Source organism: Psychromonas sp. SP041, assembly GCF_000470315.2.
Lineage (GTDB): Bacteria > Pseudomonadota > Gammaproteobacteria > Enterobacterales > Psychromonadaceae > Psychromonas.
Genome location: NZ_CBRF02000018.1, coordinates 57,599 through 79,460, shown reverse-complemented (window position 1 = coordinate 79,460; position 21,862 = coordinate 57,599). Strand labels below are relative to the sequence as shown.

19 protein-coding genes and 1 tRNA gene are annotated in these 21,862 nt (G+C 36.2%); 10 read left to right on the top strand and 10 right to left on the bottom strand.

What is annotated here, in order from left to right:
• Window positions 1–16 precede the first annotated feature (16 nt).
• From SP041_RS11685 to SP041_RS11660, 6 genes are all read left to right on the top strand, one after another.
• Window positions 17–553 carry a YfiR family protein gene (locus tag SP041_RS11685; RefSeq protein ID WP_137297832.1) on the top strand — a complete coding sequence of 179 codons (537 nt, stop codon included), beginning with the start codon at window positions 17–19 and terminating at the stop codon, window positions 551–553.
• A gap of 14 nt (window positions 554–567) precedes the next feature.
• On the top strand, window positions 568–3,354 hold the full coding sequence (locus SP041_RS11680) for a response regulator (protein WP_137297831.1): 2,787 nt from the start codon (window positions 568–570) through the stop codon (window positions 3,352–3,354).
• Window positions 3,355–3,402: 48 nt separating this feature from the next.
• Entirely contained in the window at window positions 3,403–5,487 is a 2,085-nt protein-coding gene (locus SP041_RS21365; RefSeq protein WP_137297830.1) for an EAL domain-containing protein, read from the top strand.
• A 572-nt stretch (window positions 5,488–6,059) separates the two neighbouring features.
• Complete coding sequence (locus tag SP041_RS11670) at window positions 6,060–6,536, top strand: acyl-CoA thioesterase (RefSeq protein WP_025562681.1); 477 nt, start codon at window positions 6,060–6,062, stop codon at window positions 6,534–6,536.
• A gap of 240 nt (window positions 6,537–6,776) precedes the next feature.
• Complete coding sequence (locus tag SP041_RS11665; RefSeq protein WP_346763646.1) at window positions 6,777–7,097, top strand: DUF2007 domain-containing protein; 321 nt, start codon at window positions 6,777–6,779, stop codon at window positions 7,095–7,097.
• A 106-nt stretch (window positions 7,098–7,203) separates the two neighbouring features.
• Window positions 7,204–7,608, top strand: a complete 405-nt coding sequence (locus tag SP041_RS11660) for a GNAT family N-acetyltransferase (protein WP_025562679.1) — start codon at window positions 7,204–7,206, stop codon at window positions 7,606–7,608.
• 84 nt (window positions 7,609–7,692) lie between these two features.
• Here SP041_RS11660 and SP041_RS11655 read toward each other — a convergent pair whose 3' ends face one another.
• Entirely contained in the window at window positions 7,693–8,004 is a 312-nt protein-coding gene (locus SP041_RS11655) for a hypothetical protein (RefSeq protein WP_025562678.1), read from the bottom strand.
• Between the two features lie 558 nt (window positions 8,005–8,562).
• Here SP041_RS11655 and SP041_RS11650 point away from each other — a divergent pair.
• The gene (locus SP041_RS11650; protein WP_170968546.1) at window positions 8,563–9,240 is read left to right on the top strand and encodes a PilZ domain-containing protein; all 678 of its coding nucleotides are present in this window, start codon (window positions 8,563–8,565) and stop codon (window positions 9,238–9,240) included.
• 116 nt (window positions 9,241–9,356) lie between these two features.
• Here SP041_RS11650 and ggt read toward each other — a convergent pair whose 3' ends face one another.
• The 5 genes from ggt to leuS form a co-directional block, all read right to left on the bottom strand.
• Window positions 9,357–11,126 (bottom strand): gamma-glutamyltransferase, encoded by a 1,770-nt coding sequence (ggt, locus tag SP041_RS11645; RefSeq protein WP_025562676.1) that lies wholly within the window; start codon window positions 11,124–11,126, stop codon window positions 9,357–9,359.
• A gap of 80 nt (window positions 11,127–11,206) precedes the next feature.
• Window positions 11,207–11,854 (bottom strand): nicotinate-nucleotide adenylyltransferase, encoded by a 648-nt coding sequence (gene nadD / locus SP041_RS11640; RefSeq protein ID WP_025562675.1) that lies wholly within the window; start codon window positions 11,852–11,854, stop codon window positions 11,207–11,209.
• 10 nt (window positions 11,855–11,864) lie between these two features.
• Window positions 11,865–12,863: a DNA polymerase III subunit delta gene (holA, locus tag SP041_RS11635; RefSeq protein WP_025562674.1), complete on the bottom strand. Its 999-nt coding sequence runs from the start codon at window positions 12,861–12,863 to the stop codon at window positions 11,865–11,867.
• 6 nt (window positions 12,864–12,869) lie between these two features.
• Entirely contained in the window at window positions 12,870–13,412 is a 543-nt protein-coding gene (lptE, locus tag SP041_RS11630) for an LPS assembly lipoprotein LptE (protein ID WP_051368414.1), read from the bottom strand.
• A gap of 364 nt (window positions 13,413–13,776) precedes the next feature.
• Complete coding sequence (gene leuS, locus SP041_RS11625; protein WP_025562671.1) at window positions 13,777–16,365, bottom strand: leucine--tRNA ligase; 2,589 nt, start codon at window positions 16,363–16,365, stop codon at window positions 13,777–13,779.
• Window positions 16,366–16,586: 221 nt separating this feature from the next.
• Between leuS and SP041_RS11620 the strand changes: the two genes are divergently transcribed.
• Both SP041_RS11620 and SP041_RS11615 read left to right on the top strand, forming a co-directional pair.
• Entirely contained in the window at window positions 16,587–17,222 is a 636-nt protein-coding gene (locus SP041_RS11620; protein WP_025562670.1) for a PilZ domain-containing protein, read from the top strand.
• A 369-nt stretch (window positions 17,223–17,591) separates the two neighbouring features.
• A tRNA-Ser gene (locus tag SP041_RS11615) sits at window positions 17,592–17,682 on the top strand.
• Window positions 17,683–17,831: 149 nt separating this feature from the next.
• Here the strand turns inward: SP041_RS11615 and SP041_RS11610 are convergent.
• The 3 genes from SP041_RS11610 to SP041_RS11600 are packed head-to-tail and all read right to left on the bottom strand — an operon-like array spanning window position 17,832 to window position 20,746.
• The gene (locus tag SP041_RS11610; protein ID WP_025562669.1) at window positions 17,832–18,581 is read right to left on the bottom strand and encodes a hypothetical protein; all 750 of its coding nucleotides are present in this window, start codon (window positions 18,579–18,581) and stop codon (window positions 17,832–17,834) included.
• A gap of 7 nt (window positions 18,582–18,588) precedes the next feature.
• Entirely contained in the window at window positions 18,589–19,638 is a 1,050-nt protein-coding gene (locus SP041_RS11605; protein ID WP_025562668.1) for an AAA family ATPase, read from the bottom strand.
• Window positions 19,631–20,746: a DUF262 domain-containing protein gene (locus tag SP041_RS11600; protein ID WP_025562667.1), complete on the bottom strand. Its 1,116-nt coding sequence runs from the start codon at window positions 20,744–20,746 to the stop codon at window positions 19,631–19,633. Before SP041_RS11600 ends, SP041_RS11605 begins: the two co-directional genes overlap by 8 nt.
• A gap of 346 nt (window positions 20,747–21,092) precedes the next feature.
• Between SP041_RS11600 and SP041_RS11595 the strand changes: the two genes are divergently transcribed.
• Window positions 21,093–21,503, top strand: a complete 411-nt coding sequence (locus tag SP041_RS11595) for a hypothetical protein (RefSeq protein ID WP_025562666.1) — start codon at window positions 21,093–21,095, stop codon at window positions 21,501–21,503.
• Between the two features lie 38 nt (window positions 21,504–21,541).
• Here SP041_RS11595 and SP041_RS11590 read toward each other — a convergent pair whose 3' ends face one another.
• Entirely contained in the window at window positions 21,542–21,820 is a 279-nt protein-coding gene (locus SP041_RS11590) for a polyhydroxyalkanoic acid system family protein (protein ID WP_025562665.1), read from the bottom strand.
• Window positions 21,821–21,862 lie beyond the last annotated feature (42 nt).

The following is a 21,862-nucleotide window of genomic DNA, read 5'->3' as shown; positions in this document are numbered from 1 at the left end:
TTAGAGATATCTGAATATGATAAATAGTTTCACTATTAAATATTACGTCATCTTGCTCTTTGTGTTGAGTGCCATTACGCCTGCTCGGTCTGAAGAGAATAACCCCAGTGCTGTAAAGGTGGCTTATATTTACAATATAGCTAAATTTACACGTTGGCCTGAGTCAACTTGGAATGATCCAAAAGACCCTTTTATCCTATGTTCTTATGGTGAAGATAACGTTAGTCATGAGTTAACGATATTAGATAATAAAAAAATAGACGACCATCCAATTACGGTTGTTAACGTCCAAAATGATCAAGATTTTCAAGACTGTAATGCATTATATATTAGTACTGATGATAGTCGGGTTTATCGTTATTTACTCTCCCTGATAGATCAACAAACAGTACTGACGATTACCGACGAAAGTCCTTTTTTCGACGCGGGTGGATTTGTTAATTTAGTGCGAGAAAATAAACGCTTACGTTTCCAAATTTCTAATCAACAGCTTGCTAACACTAAACTGATATTAAGCTCCAAATTACTCAAGCTTTCAATTTTAGTAGACTAATCTAAGGTAAATTTGTGAACAGAATTAAACACTTTTCTTTACGTACTCAATTAATTGCCATTGGTTTTTTACCAGGGGTATTAGCCACGATTGTTATTGTTGTTTTTATGAGTTTTGCACAAAACCACTATAGCCATCTTGATTCTGAAAATGAGCTTAAGACCTTGGCGGTATTAATGGCATCACTTAATACAGCAACGGCATTGTTCAAAGACAAAGAAGCCGCCAAAGAAAGTTTAGATAGCCTTAATGCCAAAAAACAAATTGTATTGGCGAGAATTTATGATCAGGACAAACAAATATTAGCGGAATATATTCAGCCATTTTTTCAAAAAACAGTATCTGCCTCATCCTTGAATATGACGCTAACTGAATTACAAAAAAAGGGCATGAATGACATGCTCATTCAACTTGACCCTATAAACTATGAAGGTAAAACATTAGGTTACATACTTTTAGTGGATGATTATAGTTTGCTAAATCAACGCTTACTACATCAACTGGCTATTGCTCCTTTCATTTTTGTCTTAGGGACTCTATTAGCGTTATTAATTGCAATCCGTATGCAAAGAATCATCTCTCGACCATTATTAGAAATTACTGGTGTTATTGATGCTGTCTCTGAACATAAAAATTATCAATTACGCATACCTGGCCAACGCTCTGATGAAATAGGGGCGTTGATGAACGGTTTTAACTTAATGCTTGAGCAAGTTGAAAAAAGAGATAAATCACTTCAAGAGCATCAAGATACGTTAGAAGATAAAATCACTTCACGAACCGTTGAGCTTGTTGCCGCTAAGGAGAGTGCAGAGGCATCGAGTAAAGCTAAAAGTGAATTTTTAGCTACAATGAGTCATGAGATTCGAACACCGATGAACGGCATATTGGGTATGACTGAGTTATTGCAGACAACAAAACTTGATGATCGTCAGAAACGCTTTACTGACACAGCCCATCAATCTGGCATTAATTTACTCGGTATTATTAATGATATTTTAGATTTTTCTAAAATTGAATCAGGAAAAATGCAACTTGAACTCATAGAGTTTAATTTACGTTCACTTATTGAAGAGTTTGGAAGCTTGTATGGAGAAACGGCCTACAAAAAAAACATTGAACTAATATTGTCTATTCCACCAAACTTTAATAATTTTTATATTGGCGACCCGCTTAAAATTCGACAAATACTCGCTAATTTGTTGAGCAATGCATTAAAGTTTACGGAGCATGGTCAAGTTATTTTACGTGTTATCGAATTGGAAAATGATCAATTACATTTTACGGTGACAGACACGGGTATCGGTATTGAGCATAGTAAAATCGATTATATTTTCGAGTCGTTTTCTCAGGAAGATAGCTCAACAACAAGAAAATATGGTGGTTCAGGTTTAGGCTTACCTATTGCCACACAGTTAGTTAATTTAATGGGTGGGACGTTATCAGTTAAATCTGAAAAATCACGCGGTAGTATTTTTTCTTTTAATATTTCATTGAAGCCGGTCGTGAATGAGCTAATAACATTAGATTTAACACCTGTAACAACGCATCCAGAGTTTTCAGTTTTACAAACAAAACGTTTAATGGTGGTTGATGATAATCCAACTAATCGAATGATTATTAAAGAACAATTAAATGCAATTAATGCAGATTGTGATTTAGCGGATGGTGGCCATACTGCATTAAATTTACTACAAAATGCCCATGACAATAATCATCCCTATGATCTATTAATTTTAGATGTACATATGCCTGAAATGGATGGGATCGAATTAGCAAAAAAAATTCGACACAACACACATTGGCAACAACCCGTTATTATTATGCTTAGTTCAGTGGTTGCTGACAGTGAGTTATTAAAAGCAAACCAAATCACCTGTTTTCTGAATAAGCCTGTTTTGCAAAAAGAACTTTATCAATGCCTGACAAAAGCGATAACAGGTTTAACGGTTAATACACAACGTTCAGAGAGTGGTGCACAAAGTAATACACCAAATTATCATTTCAATTACCCTTATCGCATTCTCGTCGCAGAAGATAATCCTGTAAATCAAGAAGTTGCCGTTATTATTCTTGAATCATTTGGTTTACATGTTGATATTGCTGATAATGGTTTAATAGCAGTCGAAGCGCTCAAGAAAAATAATTATGATGTGGTGCTCATGGACATGCAAATGCCTGAAATGGATGGTTTAGAAGCAACACGTACTATTCGACGTTTGGAATTGAACAACGATATTCCTAAAGGCAATACGATCATTGCTTTAACCGCCAATGCCATCGACGGGGATATGCAACGCTGTTTACAATCAGGTATGGACGGTTACTTAAGTAAACCTTTCTCAGTTTCTCAACTTTATGACCAACTAACCCCTTGGTTGAGTATTCCTCGTCAAAACGATACGAACAACAAAAATGAAGTTACTAATACAATCATAGAGCAGGAAGATGAAAAACCAGCGCCTGTCGATCCTGATGCATTAAATAAAATTGCCTCGTTACAACCAGGTCATTCCGGTGTGCTAGTTAATAAGGTGATCACGCTTTATATCAAGACGTTAACTGAGAGTTTATCTACTTTTAAAGCAGTAACGTCAGACTATGAAAGCGTTCGAAAAGCAGCACATACCTTAAAGTCTAGCAGTGCAAATGTCGGGGCTTTTCAATTAGCTAAATTATCAAATAGTTTAGAGCAAGCAATAACCTCTAAAGCCGATTCATCAGTACCTACGCTGATTGATGATATTGAAAATGAATCACAACGTGTCATGTCATATTTTAGTGAAAAATATAATGAGTAATAATTTAATGATTGATAGCGGTAAATTACTCTCGATATTGAGGTCTTTATGAATAAGAAATTAATATTAGTGATAGATGATGATGAAATGACTCGATTATTAATTAATCAAGTTTTATCACCTGAACTTTATGATGTTGTTGAAGCTAAAGATGGGGCTGAAGGTATTATTTTATTTAATCAGCAGGCACCAGACTTGGTTTTATTAGACGTTGATCTGCCTAAATTAAATGGCTTCGAAGTGTGCCAATTAATTCGTGAATCAGAAGAAGGGGAGAGAGTACCAATCATCATGATTACGGGGATGGATGATACAAAGTCTATTGAATATGCTTATCGTTTGGGCGCGACTGATTTTATTATAAAACCGATTAATTGGTCTTTGTTTGGACACAATTTGCGTTATATTTTACGTAATAGTCATTATTTTAAATCATTAAAGAAAAGTGAATCTCGGCTCGAGCATGCTCAAAAAATTGCACGATTAGGCTACTGGGAATTAGAAGGCAATAAAGGGCATCTACTGTTGTCTAAACAGCTTTCTAAAATGCTTTCTTTATCATCTTATAAGTTTGAAAACGGTAAAGAGTTTTTACTTGGTTTAATTCATCCTTCTGAAAAGTTTCATATTAAAAATGTTTTATTACAGGCTTTTAATGATGGCTTAGCGTTTAATTTAGATGTAAGAATGAAATTACCAACGGATGCGTTTTTACATTTAAAACTACAAGGTAAGTTGTTAGAAGATAATAAAACGGGGATGCCAATTATTTCAGGCATCATGCAGGATATTAGTGAGCTTAAAGAATCCCAGAAAAAGCTGGTACATATTGCTCACCACGATGCATTAACTAACCTTCCTAATCGAGTGCTTTTTAATAAAAGGTTAGAGGGAGCAATACAAAGAGCCGATAGACTCAATCGTAAAGTCGCACTTTTATTTATTGATTTAAATCGTTTTAAGCAAATAAATGATTCCCTTGGACATGAGGTCGGTGATTTATTATTAAAAGAAGTCGCATTACGTTTTAGTTCCGTGATACGTAAATTCGATATCGTGGCTCGATTCGGTGGTGATGAGTTTGCGATACTGCTTGATTCAATCGATGATTTAAAGCAAATACCTTCGTTCATTCAGCGGTTTCAAACACTTTTTGAAGACCCATTCTTTATTAATGATGAATGCCTCCATATTGGTTCAAGTGTTGGGATCAGTATTTACCCTGATAATGGCAGGGAGATAAGTGAATTATTAAGAAATGCCGATACGGCGATGTACCAAGCCAAAAAATCAGAACAAGAAAATGTCTACTTTTATTCGGACGACTTAACAGAAAGTACTGTTAAACGTTGGTCTATAGAAAATCAATTACGAGAAGCCATTGAGAAAGACTCTTTCATTCTTTTATACCAACCAAAAGTATGCAGTAAAACGGAACTAATCACCGGTGTTGAGGCGCTAATCCGTTTACCCATAAAAAATGAGAATCCCGTTTATCCCTCTGAATTTATCCCAGTCGCAGAGGAAACTGGTCTGATTATCGCACTAGGAAAATGGGTTATTGAACAGGCAATTCGTCAATTAAAAGCATGGCAGAATACGGCTTGTGGACACTTATCGATTGCGGTTAACGTCTCTAGCCGACAGTTATACAGTAAAGGGTTTACTCAATTTGTTATAGAAGCTTTAAGTATAGCTGGGGTAGATGCCACGCAGCTAGAAATGGAAATCACTGAAGAGCATTTAATACCCACGAATCAAGAAAATACAATTAAAGAAACATTAACTGATTTAACCGATATTGGTATCAAATTATCGATTGATGATTTTGGGACGGGTTATTCTTCATTGTCACAATTGAAAAGTATGCCTATATCAATTTTAAAGATTGATAAGTCTTTTATTGATCATATTCCAAATAACAAACAAGATACCGCGATGATTAAATCCATTATTAGCTTAGCTAAAAACCTAGAATTACAGGTGGTAGCAGAAGGGGTTGAAACCGTTGAGCAACTTATTTATTTACGTGATAATGACTGTGAAATTATACAGGGATACTATTATTCAAAACCTGTGTCCTCTGTTGAAATACAAAACTTAATAGAAAAGAAAACATGGGGCTTAATATAAATAAAGTGAATTAATCTTTAGTTGAACGCTGATTATTTGAGAGTATTAACTAGAAGTTTACAGGGTCGGTTTCTGAGTTAGATATATTGATGACCTTGTAAATAATACGGTGTAACAGCATCCATGACCCTGTAAATAATTCTGTTAAATCTTCCTCTTTCTGGCTAGTATTTTTTCACTTCGCCGCTGACTGAATTTTGGTACCTTGAATGGTAACGGGTATATATCATTTTAGTGTAAAAAATAACCCATTGAGCGGAGTCTTTGGTGCAAGCTTAACTGATAACAATTCTGTATTTTTGTTCATCGATGTTAAGGGCTAATATAAAGCGTTAAGTTTTATTGGATTTTTATCTATCGCCTTTTATTTACGGTCCTTTATCTGCGTACCTTTATCTAAGAAGTTATTGAGTGCTTTTGATTATGTTAGCTTAAGCTTATACTTCGAAACTTAAACGCAAATAATCAGTCGCTAGATATTACTAATACTCCTTTAATGACACAATTAATTATTTGCTAACGCACTGTTAAGCAGATAAATTTACTAACCATACCGAATTTAGAGAAATAATATGAAAAAACCGCAACGTGATATAACCCTTAGATTTTTAGCTGAAACTCAAGACGTAAATTTTGGCGGTAAGGTTCACGGCGGCGCTGTGATGAAATGGATAGATCTTGCAGCCTATGCTTGTGCAGCTGGCTGGAGTGGTCGTTATTGTGTAACGGCTTATGCTGGTGGCATACGTTTTGTCGCACCTATTCATGTAGGCAGCTTGGTAGAAGTACTAGCAAAAGTTATTTACACGGGTAAATCGTCAATGCATATAGCATTAGAAGTGAATGCTTGTGACCCTAAGTCATTGAACAAACGCACCACAACACATTGTATCGTTATCATGGTGGCAGTGGATCAAAATGGTCAATCAGAATTAGTACCACAATGGATACCTGAAACAGAAGCTGATATTAAACAGCATGATACAGCGATGAAATTGATGGAAATGCGTAAGAAAATTGGTGAAGAAATGGAAATTTTTGTAGATTAATTTCCCCAAAATCATTGTTAGTTAAGTCATATTTTAAAGACTAACAATGCTTAATAGCTTAATAACTTGATGGTTGGTTGGTACACCATCAAGTTAAATAATATTTACCATTCAAACTTGATATCACAACATTACTTTTAGCAATACCATCTTAATAGCTGAGTTAAAATATAAATATTTATGTAAGCATTAAGTGTTGAACTATTAATCAATAAACTGTTAATAAATAATCGGAAGGTCATGATGAAATTAGTGTATACACATGAAAATAATTTTATTGTCGGTAACATAAAGAATCTCATCGAAGCGAAAGACATTGGTGTTTTTATTAAAAATGAGTTTTCCCAAGGTGCGATGGGTGAAACGTCGGCGTTTGATTGTTGGCCTGAAGTGTGGGTTTTTGATGACAATGATTTAGAGGCGGCTACTGCGATAGTAAAGCAATCTCAACAATCAACAAATGCAGCTGATTGGGTTTGTACTCATTGTAATGAGAAAAATGATCCCGCTTTTGAAGTTTGCTGGAACTGCAATAATGACGCTCCAACATTGTTAAACTAGCATGGGCAATGAATACAGTTGACCAAGTAATATTAACAATCAAACAATCAAACAATCCCATTAAAACAATCACATTAAAACAAGTTAACAAGCAGATAGGTTTCTTTTGAACGTAGTAGAAATAAAATGGCAAGACACGATCCCAGTTCGTCATCAAGTTTTATGGCCACATAAACCGCCTGAATTTTGTCGAGTGGAAGGTGATGAGCAAGCTTTACATTTTGCTGTAATGAATAATCAAAACATAGTCTGTGTTGCCTCCCTTTATATCGACAATAATACTGCTCGATTAAGAAAATTCGCTACGCTGGATGCTTTTCAAGGTAAAGGCATCGGTGCTAGTATGATTAGCCATCTTATTAATAACTTAAAGCAGCAGGGCATTAACTATTTATGGTTTGATGCAAGAGAGTCTGCGTTAGGGTTCTATCAACGCTTTGGTTTTGAAACGACAGGCGCGTTATTTTATAAGAGTGATGTTGCTTATTATAAAATGTGCAAAAGCTTATAAAGCGATAAGCCTGTCACTTAGCCTTAAAACGTATCAACCATCCATGGTTTTTTAAACGAGTTTAGCTAATTTTTAATGACCAGTTTAATCACTAAATCCTTGGTGGATAAATTGATGTCTTAGTTGTACAAAATTCTCTTCAGTACAAGCTAAAAACGTCATTGCAAACTCGTAACCTTCCTCTTTAAACTTATCCAGTTTAGCTAATTCATACTCATTCATAATGATGTGCATTGCTTCTTGAACCAGTTCAGCTTCATCTTCACCAATTAACGTTTCTGGTGGATCAAAGTGTGTCACCATCCAATCTTGTAATTGTGCGTTATCAATTTTTTTTTGGTTCCAAAGTGTCAGCGTATCAACAAGTTGTTTTTTAGTGATAATAGGTTGAGTCATCGTTTTTCTCATTTAGTTACTTTAATTGCGATCATAACTGATCGTGTTGTCTATAACTACTCGGAGATCTTACTAATTCGATTGAGAGCGTACCGACATTATGTGTGGTTTATTTTAGCTGCATTTTGATCATCAAGTTATCGGTCTTTTTTGACATCATAAAGCGGTTATTACTAGTTGGATAGCACTGTTATATTGGGGTTATTGAAAAGTGATCACTCTAATGGCTATATATCTATGTTATTCAAGCGTTTAATAAAGTAATCGATACAAATAGTAGTAACGTATCGGTATTTTATTCTGCACCCATTTTAATAACAGACATCTTTATTTAATGAAATAATCATAAATACAATCTCCAGTTTTTATACTATATTAAGTGCTTATTAAATGTTTAGTCAGTAATTGGTTATCTATTCACTAGATTATTTAGTTTCAAGTACATGTGTGTATTTTATATCGGTCAAATTATTAAAACTTATCTTATTTAAGCCATATCATCTTATTAATAAGTGATCGTATAGCATTGGCGTATAAAGAAAAGTTGGAGAGATGAAAGTGTCAAAGATAGATAATCGAGAGCTTACTCGTTTAAATCAAGTCAATTGTGGTGAAATCATACATCTACAAATTATTACTGCGACTAAGCCAATTCGTTTAAAAACACGTTTAATTGGTGTAGATCCTAATATGTCAGTGATTTTAGCTTTTGGAAATGATGCAAATTGGATCAAAGCATTACCGCACATTAAAGAAACTAATGACGTCATTGTACGTTTTATGAACAATGATCAACAACAAGCCAGCGTCGTTGCTTTTCGATCTTCAATACAAAAAATTATGACAATAATGGGGCGTTGGTTAGTTTTAGACTATCCGAAAACGATTGAGTCGGCTACATTACGACAACATCGACGAGTTGATGTGAGTGTTGAAGCTTCAATGGTTGATTCAGAAACGAAGGCGGTTATAGCGAATGGCGTGCTGATTGATTTATCTATTCAAGGGTGTGCTTTTGTCTGCAAAAAAGAAAAGAGTTTAACCGTCGGTACTGTCTATGAGTTGTGTATTGATCTTGAAGAAGAAAATAAAAAGATTTGTCTTTCCGTCGCGTTGAAAAATATAAATAACTTAGGTGTTAATGATGAGGTGCAATGTGGTCTTGTTTTTATGACCCCAGAAACGGAAGCTAAAGCGAGTATTCAAGAGTTGTTATTACATCATTTACAAAAATAAGATTTACCTTTCGACCAATAAAATGTCAATCGACAGGCAACCTTATCTCATTTCGTTAATACACTAATTTAAAAGCAGTTTAATGCTTCCTCGTTAATGTTCCTTCATTCGTATTGCTAGTAACCGGCACTTAATGCAGACGGTCTACGAGGATCTGATGCACCGTATAAACCTGTTTCTGATTTCATGATACTTTGTGTGCTCCCCATTGCCGATTCTACTTTTAACTGATGGCCTTTTGCTTCTAATAGTTTGATCGTATCTGCACTCAAACCAGATTCAATACGAATATAGTCAGGTAACCACTGATGATGTATGCGTGTTGCAGAGCTTGCTTCAGCAACGTTCATATCATAGTCAATTACATTAGAAATAACTTGTAACGTCGTCGTGATAATTCGAGAGCCACCAGGTGTTCCTGTTACCATAAATAATGCGTTATCTTTTAAGATAACGGTTGGGCTCATTGAACTAAGAGGGCGCTTACCAGGTGCAATAGAGTTAGCTTCTCCGCCAATTAATCCGTAACCATTTGCATGGCCAGGTTTAGATGAAAAGTCATCCATTTCATTGTTTAATAGAACGCCTGTGCCTTTTGCAACAATCCCAGAGCCATAACTGTAATTTAGTGTGTAAGTATTACTTGCTGCATTACCCCATTTATCAACAACACTAAAATGTGTTGTTTGGTCACTTTCATAAGGTAAGTTAGCATCAGGCTGAATATCTTTACTTGATGTCGCTTTATCTGGGTCAATGGTGGCGACTAACTGTTTTGCATATTTTTTACTGGTGAGAGTTTTCACTGGCACTCTTACGAAGTCACTATCCCCTAGATGCAAACTACGGTCTGCATAAGCACGACGCATACTTTCAACCATGGTATGGATATGTTGTGCACTGTTATGCCCCATAGCAGCTAGGTCATAGTTTTCAAGCATATTCAATATTTGTACTATATGGACACCACCTGAAGACGGTGGTGGCATAGAAAATACTTCATAACCTCGGTAAGTCCCTTTAATCGCTTCACGATCGACTACGTTATAATTTTTGAGGTCTTTTTCAGTAACGACGCCATTGGCTTCTTGAATACTACCTGCGATTGCTTTTGCAATATCACCTTCATAAAAGCCTTTTTCACCTTCTTTACTGATGATTGACAGTGTTTTAGCCAAGTCTTCTTGTTTAAGAATGTCGCCAGGTTGATAGTTTGAACCGTCTTTTTTGAAGAATATTTTACGTGTATTTGGCCACTTACTTAAACGCTCTTTTAAGGCATTAAGTGAGGTTGCTAAATCAGCGGTGACGACAATGCCGTCTTTCGCTAATTTAATAGAAGGGGCAATTAACTGTTCTCTAGACATCGTACCGAATGTTTTACGAGCATGCTCTAGGCCCATTACGGTACCCGGAGTCCCGATAGCTAAACCATGAAAAGTCGATAAATTAGGCACCACATCACCATTTTCGTCAAGATACATATCTCGCGAAGCATCAGCAGGTGCTTTTTCTCTGTAATCGATAGCAACAACTTGCTCTTTGTCGGCTAGGTACACCAACATAAAACCACCGCCACCGAGATTACCAGCTCTTGGTAGTGTAACTGCTAATGCATATCCTACAGCAACGGCTGCATCAATGGCATTACCACCTTGCTTTAAAATATCTAACCCGATATTAGTGGCAATCGCTTCTTGTGAAGCCACCATGCCACTTTTCGCCCATACAGGATGATGGATGGCCATTTGACTGTAAATTGCTGTCTGTGGCGCAGCGGTTGTAGTGGTTGCTGCAAATGTAGATGGGGTAATCGCAAGTAGCGAAAAAGATAAAACAGCGAAGTTGAGAGGGTGAGATATTTTATTTTTAATCAGAGCTAACATAGTGATATTCCTTATTTAAAAGTAAAGTGTCCATTTCTTCTTATTATTATGATTATATTGCTATGGTTATGCTTTTTAAGCTAGGTGTAACAGTGTTGTTCCTTTATGTAAGTGCAAACAGATTGCGGGGTTAAAAAATGAATACTTTGTTGTGTTGATAATAGGTGACGAATTTGAGAAGAAGAAATCGCTAATTGGCTAGTGCTTTGAAAATAAACACATCCTGCTAAAGAACGATGTAATAGGGCTGGGTCTTGTATTTGATGATCCGATAAAAGCTTGCTCACCACGTCATTGAATGTCGGATTCCAACCCGGTCTGTGGCTAACCACGAGATGACAATAGTTTAATATGTCTTGATATTGATACCAGCTATCGAAATTAATCAGAGAGTCCATGCCCATAATAAAGCAGAGTGGTGTATCAGGATATTGCTTGCGTAATAACTTTAAGGTATCAACGGTATAACTCGGAGTCGAGCGTAATAGCTCTTGGGTATTGAGTTGTAATTCCGGTGTTTCTTGAATGGCGAGCTTAACCATTTCAATACGTTGTTCTGTACTGGCTAAGGTTTTTTCTTTATGGGGCGCGATATAATTTGGAAGTAAATATAATGACTGTAAATTCAGTGCTTGTTGAATCTCTAATGCAGGGCGTAAGTGACCGAAATGAATGGGATCAAATGTCCCACCTAAAAAGCCGATTGCAGCACAGTCATTAATTTTCATTTACATCCTTTTATTTTAAAAATTGATAACAAATCGCATTCAGTTGTAACCAAGTATCTGTTTTATTTTCAACCTTAACCGAGACTTCTAATTGAGCGCACTCAATGATCATTTTCTCTAATTGCAAAGTACTTAAACGGTTTAATGCTTTGGTTAATAAAGCTTGTTTCGCTGGCCATAATTTAGGTTTTTGTTGTGCAAATAGCGATGGTAACGATTGTGTTTTCATTTGATACGAGTATGAAAGCAGCTTTTGAATTTCACTGGCTAATGTTGCGCTCAGTAATAACAATTCCGTGCCTTCAGCCTGTAATTGTTTAATGATACGCGCATTACGTGCCTTTTCTCCTGCTAACAAACTATCTACCCATTGGAACAAGCTAAAATGATTATGCGTCGTAATACTTTGTTCTACTTGGGTTAAATGTAAATGTTGTTTAGGGAAAAGGATAGATAATTTTTCAATTTCTTGTTTCGCCGCTAATAAGTTACCTTCAAAATGTAGTGTTAAAAAGTCGATCACTTCATTGTCAGCCGTTAAACCAACAACACGAAGGCGTTGAAATAACCATTGAGGGAAACGTTGTGGCATTAATGCATTAGTGGCAACAAACAAACCTTGTTGCTCTAATTTATTAAACCAGACACTTTTTAATTGTTGAGCATTCAGTTTTGGTCCTTTGATGACCAATAGAATATCTGGATTTAAAAGCGGCGTGATTTCTCTGATGAAATCAGTATTTTCTTTGGTTGTTTTACTGAGCGTTAACTCAATAATTTGTCGTTCAGAAAACAATGATAGGGTATTGAATTGACTAAATATCTGGTCTTTATCGAAACTACCATCCAAGCTATAGCTAAAGCGCTCTAAAAAGCCTAGCGCCTTTGCTTTCACTTGGAGTTGTTCAAATGCTTCAATGGTTAATAGTGCTTCATCACCAAATATCAAACAGCAGCTTGGTAGTTTTTGTTGGATCTGTTGTGCTAACTGCTCAGGATAAATTCGCATAAAAAGTTACTCTGCCGTTTGGTTTTTTATGCTCAGCATAGTTGAAATAATATGATCGGCTGCAACACCTTGTAACTCTTTAATTAACAGTTCTTGCTCACGAGATTTTGCTAATGCTTGTGAAGAATCGTAAAGGAAATCTCGGTATAAATTAACGTCAAAATCTTTAGCCGTGAAATTAGGCATTTTTAAAGAATACTTCATGACATACCCAATCTCTTTTTCTGCATTTTGTGCCGTTGCATATAATGAGATAGTACGCTCACTCTGGCTTTCTGATTTTAGCCTTAACACTGCAACATCAGGACTAGGTTCAGTGAGTATTTTAATATTGGCACCACGTAAACGTAGTTTAACAAGACGTGTTAAATCACCTTTAGGGTTATTGGTTTGTAAATAAATTTCAGGGAACTTGTCGACTAAGCCATCACTATGCTTAAGGTGAAAACCACAACCACTTAGCAATAATGTCATCGCTAACGTCATTAATAACATGGTACGACGATAAAGAGTCTGGCGATAAAAAGCTCGAGGGTGAATTGAATGCATAAAAAGCCTTTTGTAATGTTTAAGAGAATGAATAAGACTAAGTCAGTTATTTAGTTATTTAGTTATTTAGTTATTTAGTTATTTAGTTATTTATTAAAAACAAATTAAAAAATTGATGATTATCGTATGAACAGATCATTCCAACTATCTATTTAATATTACTCGCTTTCTCTTTTGTCGTTTAACGCAAGAGTATCTTATATAGGGCGAGCTTTAGCTTATAAATATAAAAAATTAAGTGTCATTCATTTTATCTTATTAATAAATGTGATTAACAATAAACCTCTTATCCTAAAGAATAAGAGGTTTATTAAATAATCAAAGTCGTTCTACTCTAAGTAAATTGAATACGTTAACTAATAAATTAATTAGCCACGATATTCAATAATTTACCCGGTACATAAATTACTTTACGAACCGTTTTGTCAGTAGTGAATTTACTCACATTATCATCTTCATTTGCAAGTGCTTCTACTTCTTCTTGTGTAGCATCAGCTGCAACCGTTAATTTTGCACGTAACTTGCCATTAACTTGCACGATAATTAGTTTTGAATCTTCAACGAGTGCTGACTCATCAACCGTCGGCCAAGGTGCAGACAAAATATCATCTTCAGAACCTAATAAAGTGAATAGCTCAGCACATATATGCGGAGTAATAGGTGACAACATTTTAGTTACGGCAACTAATGCTTCCTGCAAAATAGCTCGATCTTGTGCGTCTTCTGTTGGTGCTTTAGTTAGTTTGTTCATTAACTCCATTACCGCAGCAATCGCAGTATTAAAGGTTTGACGGCGACCAACATCATCACTTACTTTCGCGATAGTTTTGTGCAACTCACGACGTAGTGTTTTTTGGTTATTGTTAAATGCCTTAATATCTAACGTTGCCACTTCACCTAATGAAACATGGTCAAATGCTAATCTCCATAAACGCTTAAGGAAACGTAACGAACCTTCTAACGCAGAGTCAGACCACTCCAGTGTTTGTTCTGCAGGCGCTGCAAACATCATAAATAAACGCACGCTATCTGCGCCGTATTTATCAATCATCACTTGTGGGTCGATACCGTTATTTTTTGATTTAGACATTTTGCTCATACCGTCATAAACCAATACTTGTCCGTCAGCTGTTTTAGCTGAAATAACTTTACCTTTAACATCTATTTCTGTAATTGCTTCAGTTGGAGATACCCAAACTTTACCGCCTTTTGCATCTTCATAGTAATAAGCGTCTGCTAATACCATACCTTGTGTTAATAACTTCTTGTAAGGCTCATCGCTGTTGACTAATCCAAAATCACGTAATAATTTATGGAAGAAGCGAGAATATAAAAGATGTAAAATAGCGTGCTCGATACCACCAATGTATTGATCAACCGGTAACCAATAGTTAGCTTTAGCAGGATCTAACATTTTATCGTCACTTTGTGGTGAACAATAACGTGCGTAATACCAGCTTGATTCCATGAACGTATCAAACGTATCTGTTTCGTGTGTAGCAGGTTGACCGTTATACGTTGTTTTCGCCCACTCAAGGTCAGCTTTGATAGGTGAAACAATACCGTTCATGGTGACATCTTCAGGTAAGATAACCGGTAACTGATCTTCAGGCACAGGCACAACCGTACCATCTTCAAGCGTTAATGTTGGGATTGGTGCGCCCCAGTAACGTTGACGTGAAACACCCCAGTCACGAAGACGGAAGTTAACCTGACGCTTACCTTTATTCTCACTTGCTAATCGCGCTTCTACTGCATCGAATGCGGCATCAAAGTCTAAACCTTCTAAAGCAGTGAAGTCGCCAGAGTTAAAACAAACGCCTTTATCAGTAAACGCTTCAGTTGAAACATCAACGTCAGCATCAGCTGGTTTAATCACTGCTTTAATATCTAAACCGTATTCTTTAGCGAACTCATAATCACGTTGGTCATGTGCAGGTACAGACATCACTGCGCCAGAGCCATATCCCATCAATACAAAGTTAGCCGTCCAAATGGGTACTTCTAAACCAGTAATAGGGTGGATAGCTTTAAGACCTGTATCAACACCCACTTTAGCCATCGTCGCTAATTCAGCTTCTGCTAATTTAACGTTTTTACAGCTTTCACAGAATGCCGCTAATGTTGGGTTAGATTTTGCAGCTTCTAACGCTAAAGGATGTTGTGCTGCAACAGCAACATAAGTCACTCCCATTACGGTATCTGGGCGAGTCGTGTAAACAGAGAACGTTTCATCGCTGTTTGCCACTTTAAAGTCCATCTCAATACCTTCTGAGCGGCCAATCCAGTTACGTTGCATGGTACGAACTTGTTCAGGCCATTCGTCTAACTGGTCTAAATCATCTAATAGCTCTTGTGCATAAGCTGTAATTTTAATAAACCACTGTGGTATCTCTTTTTGCTCAACGATTGCACCAGAACGCCAGCCGCGACCATCGATAACTTGCTCATTGGCTAACACAGTTTGGTCAACTGGATCCCAGTTTACCGTTGCCATTTTTTTATAAACTAAATCTTTTTCTAATAGCTTAGTGAAAAACCATTGTTCCCAACGGTAGTACTCAGGTTGACAAGTCGCTAATTCGCGGCTCCAATCATAACCAAAACCTAACTGCTTAAGCTGTGTTTTCATGTAAGCAATGTTTTCATAAGTCCAACCTGCTGGAGCAGTATTGTTCTTAATCGCTGCATTTTCAGCTGGTAAGCCAAACGCATCCCAACCCATAGGTTGCATAACATTTTTACCCTGCATACGTTGGAAACGAGACACAACATCGCCGATAGTATAATTACGCACATGTCCCATGTGTAATTTGCCACTTGGGTAAGGAAACATTGAGAGGCAGTAATATTTTTCTTTAGATGGATCTTCAGTCGCTTTAAATGATTGATTGTCATCCCAATGTTTTTGGAATTTAGCTTCAATCTCTTTAGGGTTGTATAACTCTTGCATATTAAGTCTGCCTGCAATGAAAATAAATTAATAAGGGCTGTAGGATACAGGAGCAGTTGCTTGGCAACAATATTTATGAGAAATGAAGCCTCATTTTTTAAAAAAGTTGGATTATTGCGAAAGAAAACAGATTAAAAAGTGATTATTTAGATATAAATTTGTGAAATTGTCGTAAAATAAAAGGGATAAGGACTTTCTAAAAAATAATAAGGCGGAGACCAATGGCTAAATCAGATAAAGAATTATTAATAAATGATCAGGAATTTGAGTTGTTGTCTGAAATGTTATTGGATACAGAAATTAGCGAGAACAAAGAGCTAAATTATGACATTTCATCAAAATCAGGAAAAGACGCTTTACTCTTTCAGCTTGGCTTAGCAGATGACTTACAACTTGTTGCTAATTACGGAAGCCACCATCTTATTTTTCCAGTACAAATGAAAATGGGCGATTTTACAAATTTTAGTATGACGCTAAAATCACCTAAGATTTATGAAACGGGTGATAAGTTACGTTCTTGGCGTTTGTCAGCAGATAAAACCATGAGAATCGTTAATGAAGAAGGTGAACTTTTACCTTACCGCGTTAAGGATCTTTCAGCGTCTGGTATCTCTTTATTAATCGATGATCCTGAAAATGAATCATTGCCAGAAGTCTTAAGTAATATTTATCTGCAACTACCAGATCGTGAAAGGTTAGCTATTTCAGGTTCTCAAATACGCCGCATCGACAAATACACAGTAGCTTATTCACTAGGTAAAGAGGGCGATGACGAAATGCTTTCTGCTTTAACTGAATATCTATTTGAGTGTCATGCAGAGCAGCACCCTGATGCACACATTAATCGATTCAAATAGTCGATTTAAATCGTAAGCTGGCGAAAGCTAGCTTATATAAGTAATGCTAAGTAAATATCACGTTACTTAAATATATATAATGGTAAGTAAAAAATGCTAAGTAAGTTGCTTTAAGCTGTCGAGTGATAAGTTAATCAATCAATTTAGTAAGTTGAAGTTCATCAGTTTCAACGAATGCGCTTAATTAATGAAGTACAGTTAATAAAGCAAAGTTAATAGATCCAAGTACATTTCTGAATAGTTGTATGAAATTCGGTCTTAATGTCTTTTATTTAAACTTTATGTTTAATTATTCAGCAAACAAATTTATTTCGTTAAAATAAACTTTACAAACAAGGCTTAAAGTCTGTATTATTCGTCTCGTTCTGCGGAGGGGTGGCAGAGCGGCTGAATGCACTGGTCTTGAAAACCAGCGAGGGTTAATAGCTCTCCGAGAGTTCAAATCTCTCCTCCTCCGCCACATTAAGAAAAAGGGCTTCTCATTTGAGAAGCCCTTTTTCGTTTCTGCAATATAATTTTAAATAAACTCTTGAAATAACTAACCAACAACCTCTACACGCCAGTAAGTTTCCTTAATTCCATTGTCACAGTATTTCTTTTAAAACGGCATCATGCCTCTCGAATAACACAAGTGATCTCTTTCGGTCGACTCTTCCAAATATGATCAAATCCACTTGAAAGCATGACTTCAATGTCACCTTGGGGAGATTCAATCAGTAGATAGCGATCGTGAGAGCCTCTATATTTTGTGCTTTCAGAGATAGACCACTCTTTACAAATGGTATGCATGAATCGCTCATTCATTTTGGAACTGTTCTTTGTCACTGTGATGACACGTGGGGTTTCGACATATTCTATTTGCAGTTTATGCCGCGGTAATACAAACCTAAATAGGCTTTGGGTATTGTCCCAGCCTTGTGCAAAGTAGTTATCACAAATGGTGATTTTAGTGGCACTCGCACACAGTATTTGTAAGTATTTAACTAAATCAGCACGGCTATCATCTGCTTGTAAACTCATTGATAATTCATTACTAAGAAACGATGAACGATAAAATACATAGGGCAACTTAGCGGCTTTATCTTCCGTTAGAATAATTTTTAAACTGGTGTTCATGGCCAACATTTCCAGGGAGTCATCTCTGTCATATTGATGCTGTAACTGAGGCATTAATCGATTGTATGTAACGTCGTTAAGCCCTTGGCTTTTTGCCTCAATTAACTGCCTTTTATTAGTTTTATAGGGCAATGCTAAGGTTTTCATTAAACGCTTATACTTTTTTTGATACTGACGAGCATCAAACGCCATGTTTTCGTAGGCGATTAATAAAGAGGTACTGAGCACCATTTTTTCAGCCATGGCTTAGTTACCTCATATCCATCAAGTCAGTTAAAGTCACATCAAAAAAACCTGCCGGGAAGCTAATGATATTGCCTTCTGGGTCATTAAATTCACCATTAAGGTCAATAGTAATAGCTTGAAAGTCTTCTTCTACATGTCCTTTGTAATGAATCACAACATCTTCACTTTCTATTTCATCTTCATATACTTGATAAGCGACTTTATTAATTAAGTGCTCACAGTGTGTTTCAATAATGAGCTGAATACCTGAACTGGCGATAAACGCGAGGAATACACCTAGTAGTGCCTGTGCTTTAGGGTGAAGTTGTACTTCTGGATTTTCAATTAAAATCAAATCGCCTTTTTTAGCCATTAAACACACAATGAGTACCTTGGCGACATCACTCATGCCAGCACCTAAATTGTAAGGGGAAACTTGGCTGTCTATATCTTTTACGTTGAAAGAGACTTTAACTTGATCGCTTGTTTTTTCTGTTTGCAGTTCTAACGAAGTACCTGTGATAAACGCTAACCATTGGCTGAGTTGATACGAAATGGTTTTCGACCCTTCAAATTTTAACAGTTCGTCGGGTAAAATATTGCCTTTTACTTTATCAAAAGTAGGAAAAACAAATTCACCTAATAAACCTATTTTTCGGTCGGCTACTGGCACTAATTCTTGTGCGCCAATACGGTTTGCATTTAGGTATAGCAGCTCTTGTTCAGTGATTTTTGTTGGCGGTTCATAGACGTACTGTAATTGGCTATCAGCTTCTGTGCCATCTGCATTTATGTTGATCTGATGGGCTTTATCTTGATGATCGATGACAGTGATATTTAATGATTTAGCATTGGTTCTTTTGTTACGAATAGCCGAGAAATCGTTCATATAGCGTAATAGTTCTTCCATACTAAAGCGATTGCTTGAGCCACTATGTTTGATTAATAACATCAGTGCCTGCATCACCGTGGATTTACCTGCGGAATTTGCACCCGCTAGAATGGTCAAGGGAGCAAGTTTTAATGATGTTTTACTAATACTTTTTAAGTTAGTAATATCGAGTTGCTTAAGCATTGTTTAATCCTTTCGTTATTTCTAGAGCAGTATTAAACCGCATTGTTACATGTTCAATAGTATCGATGGTACTGCCAAAAGTGCCTTGCTCATCGAGATAAGCTTTCTTCTCTTTAATGAGATTTTTAGCCTCTTTTATGTTCACTGTATCGAACTCTATATGGCTAAACGCAAAGACTAACATTTCGAATAATCCCATATTGAGAGGGCGTTTATGAGTCGATGCTTTAGTGTCAAAGCGACAAGCCTGATCGCCTATTATTTGATAGGTATTGTGCATCCCTTGCAAACAAGTTTGTTTAATATGTTGAATTAATTCATCAGACGCTTTCTCGTTTAAGTATGTCATCGTAGCTGCGAGAAAAGAGTCAATATCTGATTTAAATTCAATATTGGTTGTAGGTGTTTGTTCTGCCTTTAATAGATAAAAAGCGATAAAACGTAATACTAAATAGCGGTCACGCATTCGATCTGGTTTTACCCCATGATCAGTGCAAAGCTTGAATGCTTTACTTTCTGCTAGTTCTTGCAGTAAATCAGTGATTTTACCTTGGTACAAAGCATGGCGCATCTCTTGTTTGTTAATGCTGATCCCACTTCGATTAACCCGTTCAAAAATATTGAATTTCACAAACTCTGGCGTAGGAGGTTGAATGATATAAGTATGTAATTGGTAGTCTTCTAGCTTTGCTTGCGAAAGAGGGCGTATATCATCAAAGGTTTTGCCTTTTAAATCTGGCAACATTGACAGTGACGTTAGCGCGAATTCATTATTGAGGAACATTTTTAAGGCGGTAATTCGTTGCTTACCATCTACCACTTGTCTAATACCATTTTCATTTTCAAAAAGATAAATTAAAGGGATTGGAAACCCCATTAAAATAGACTCAATTAGTTCTGATTTATGTTTTAAATCCCAAATATCATTTCTTTGAAAATCAGGTGCCAATACAAGATCACCTCGTTTTTCACGACGAAGTAGTTCAAATACACTCGATTGTTCTTTTGCAATACGAACGTTGATCTCATTTTCCATATGATCAGGACGAATCGCTAAATTCAGCTCATCTTGATTTTCAATTTCAATAATCTCATCAGTGTTTGTCATAAGGTGTACCTTGGCGATTTTTATCAAGTAAATTTGGTGTCATTTATCGCATCATCATATCATTAAGTTGTGAGTTGAGATAAGGGTGTAACATTCACTAATTATAAAATGGTATTTATAATCAATTGATTTTTAAACTTTGTTTATAATAACGTTAAGTCGCGATATAAATGGCTTAATATGGTTCATCAAATTCCGACTTGTGACCTTTACCTTTATACCTAGCATTTGTTGACCTTACGACTTGCTAATTTTTAGATCTTTAATGGTGATGGGTATAAAGCCCACAATGAAATTTATGGTTCGACGTTAACTCTCTTTTTATTTAAATACTGGAATAATAACAATGCATTTTTCTCTGCCTATTATGATGTTAGTTGTGGCGTTATTATCGGGGTGTTCAAGTATCGTTAGTGAACGTAAATATTTAGTCGATATAGCCAGTGAACCTAGTCGCGCAGATATCACGCTCAAAAACAGAAACGGTACTTTGATACATACAGGTACAACACCAATTTCGCTTATGTTAAATGCGTCATCTGGATTTTATAAAGGCGAGACGTACACGTTAACCTTAAATAAAGTCGGTTATATTGAAAAAACAGTAATAATAGATAGCAACTTAGATGAATGGTATTTTGGCAATATACTCATTGTTAGCTTTCTTGGTATGCTCGTGGTCGACCCTGTGACAGGGGCAATGTTTGAGTTACCTGAGCGTTCTTATACTGTTTTAGATAAGAAGGTGAGTGAATAATTTACTACTCATCATGGTTTACTATGAATAATATTTTGCTATTCATTCAAATGTGTATCTAACATCTTGTTTATTTTTGATTCTATTTCACTTTTGGCGACTTTAAACAGTGTTCCAAGCGTTAAGTTCAACTCCAAGCTTTGTGCGTCAACTTCAATGCTACCACTGGCCCCTTTACGACGAAAAAAAAGACAGTTATCTTCCCATTCACTTTTTAGCTGATATTCAGAGGCTAAATCTGCCGCTATGTTATCAATTTTTTGTTTTAGGACTGGAATCGATAAGCTGTGCTCTCGCGTCATATGAATGAGTGCCATAGGTGAATCCTTAGTTAATTATTTCTTCGGGTTACAAAACTC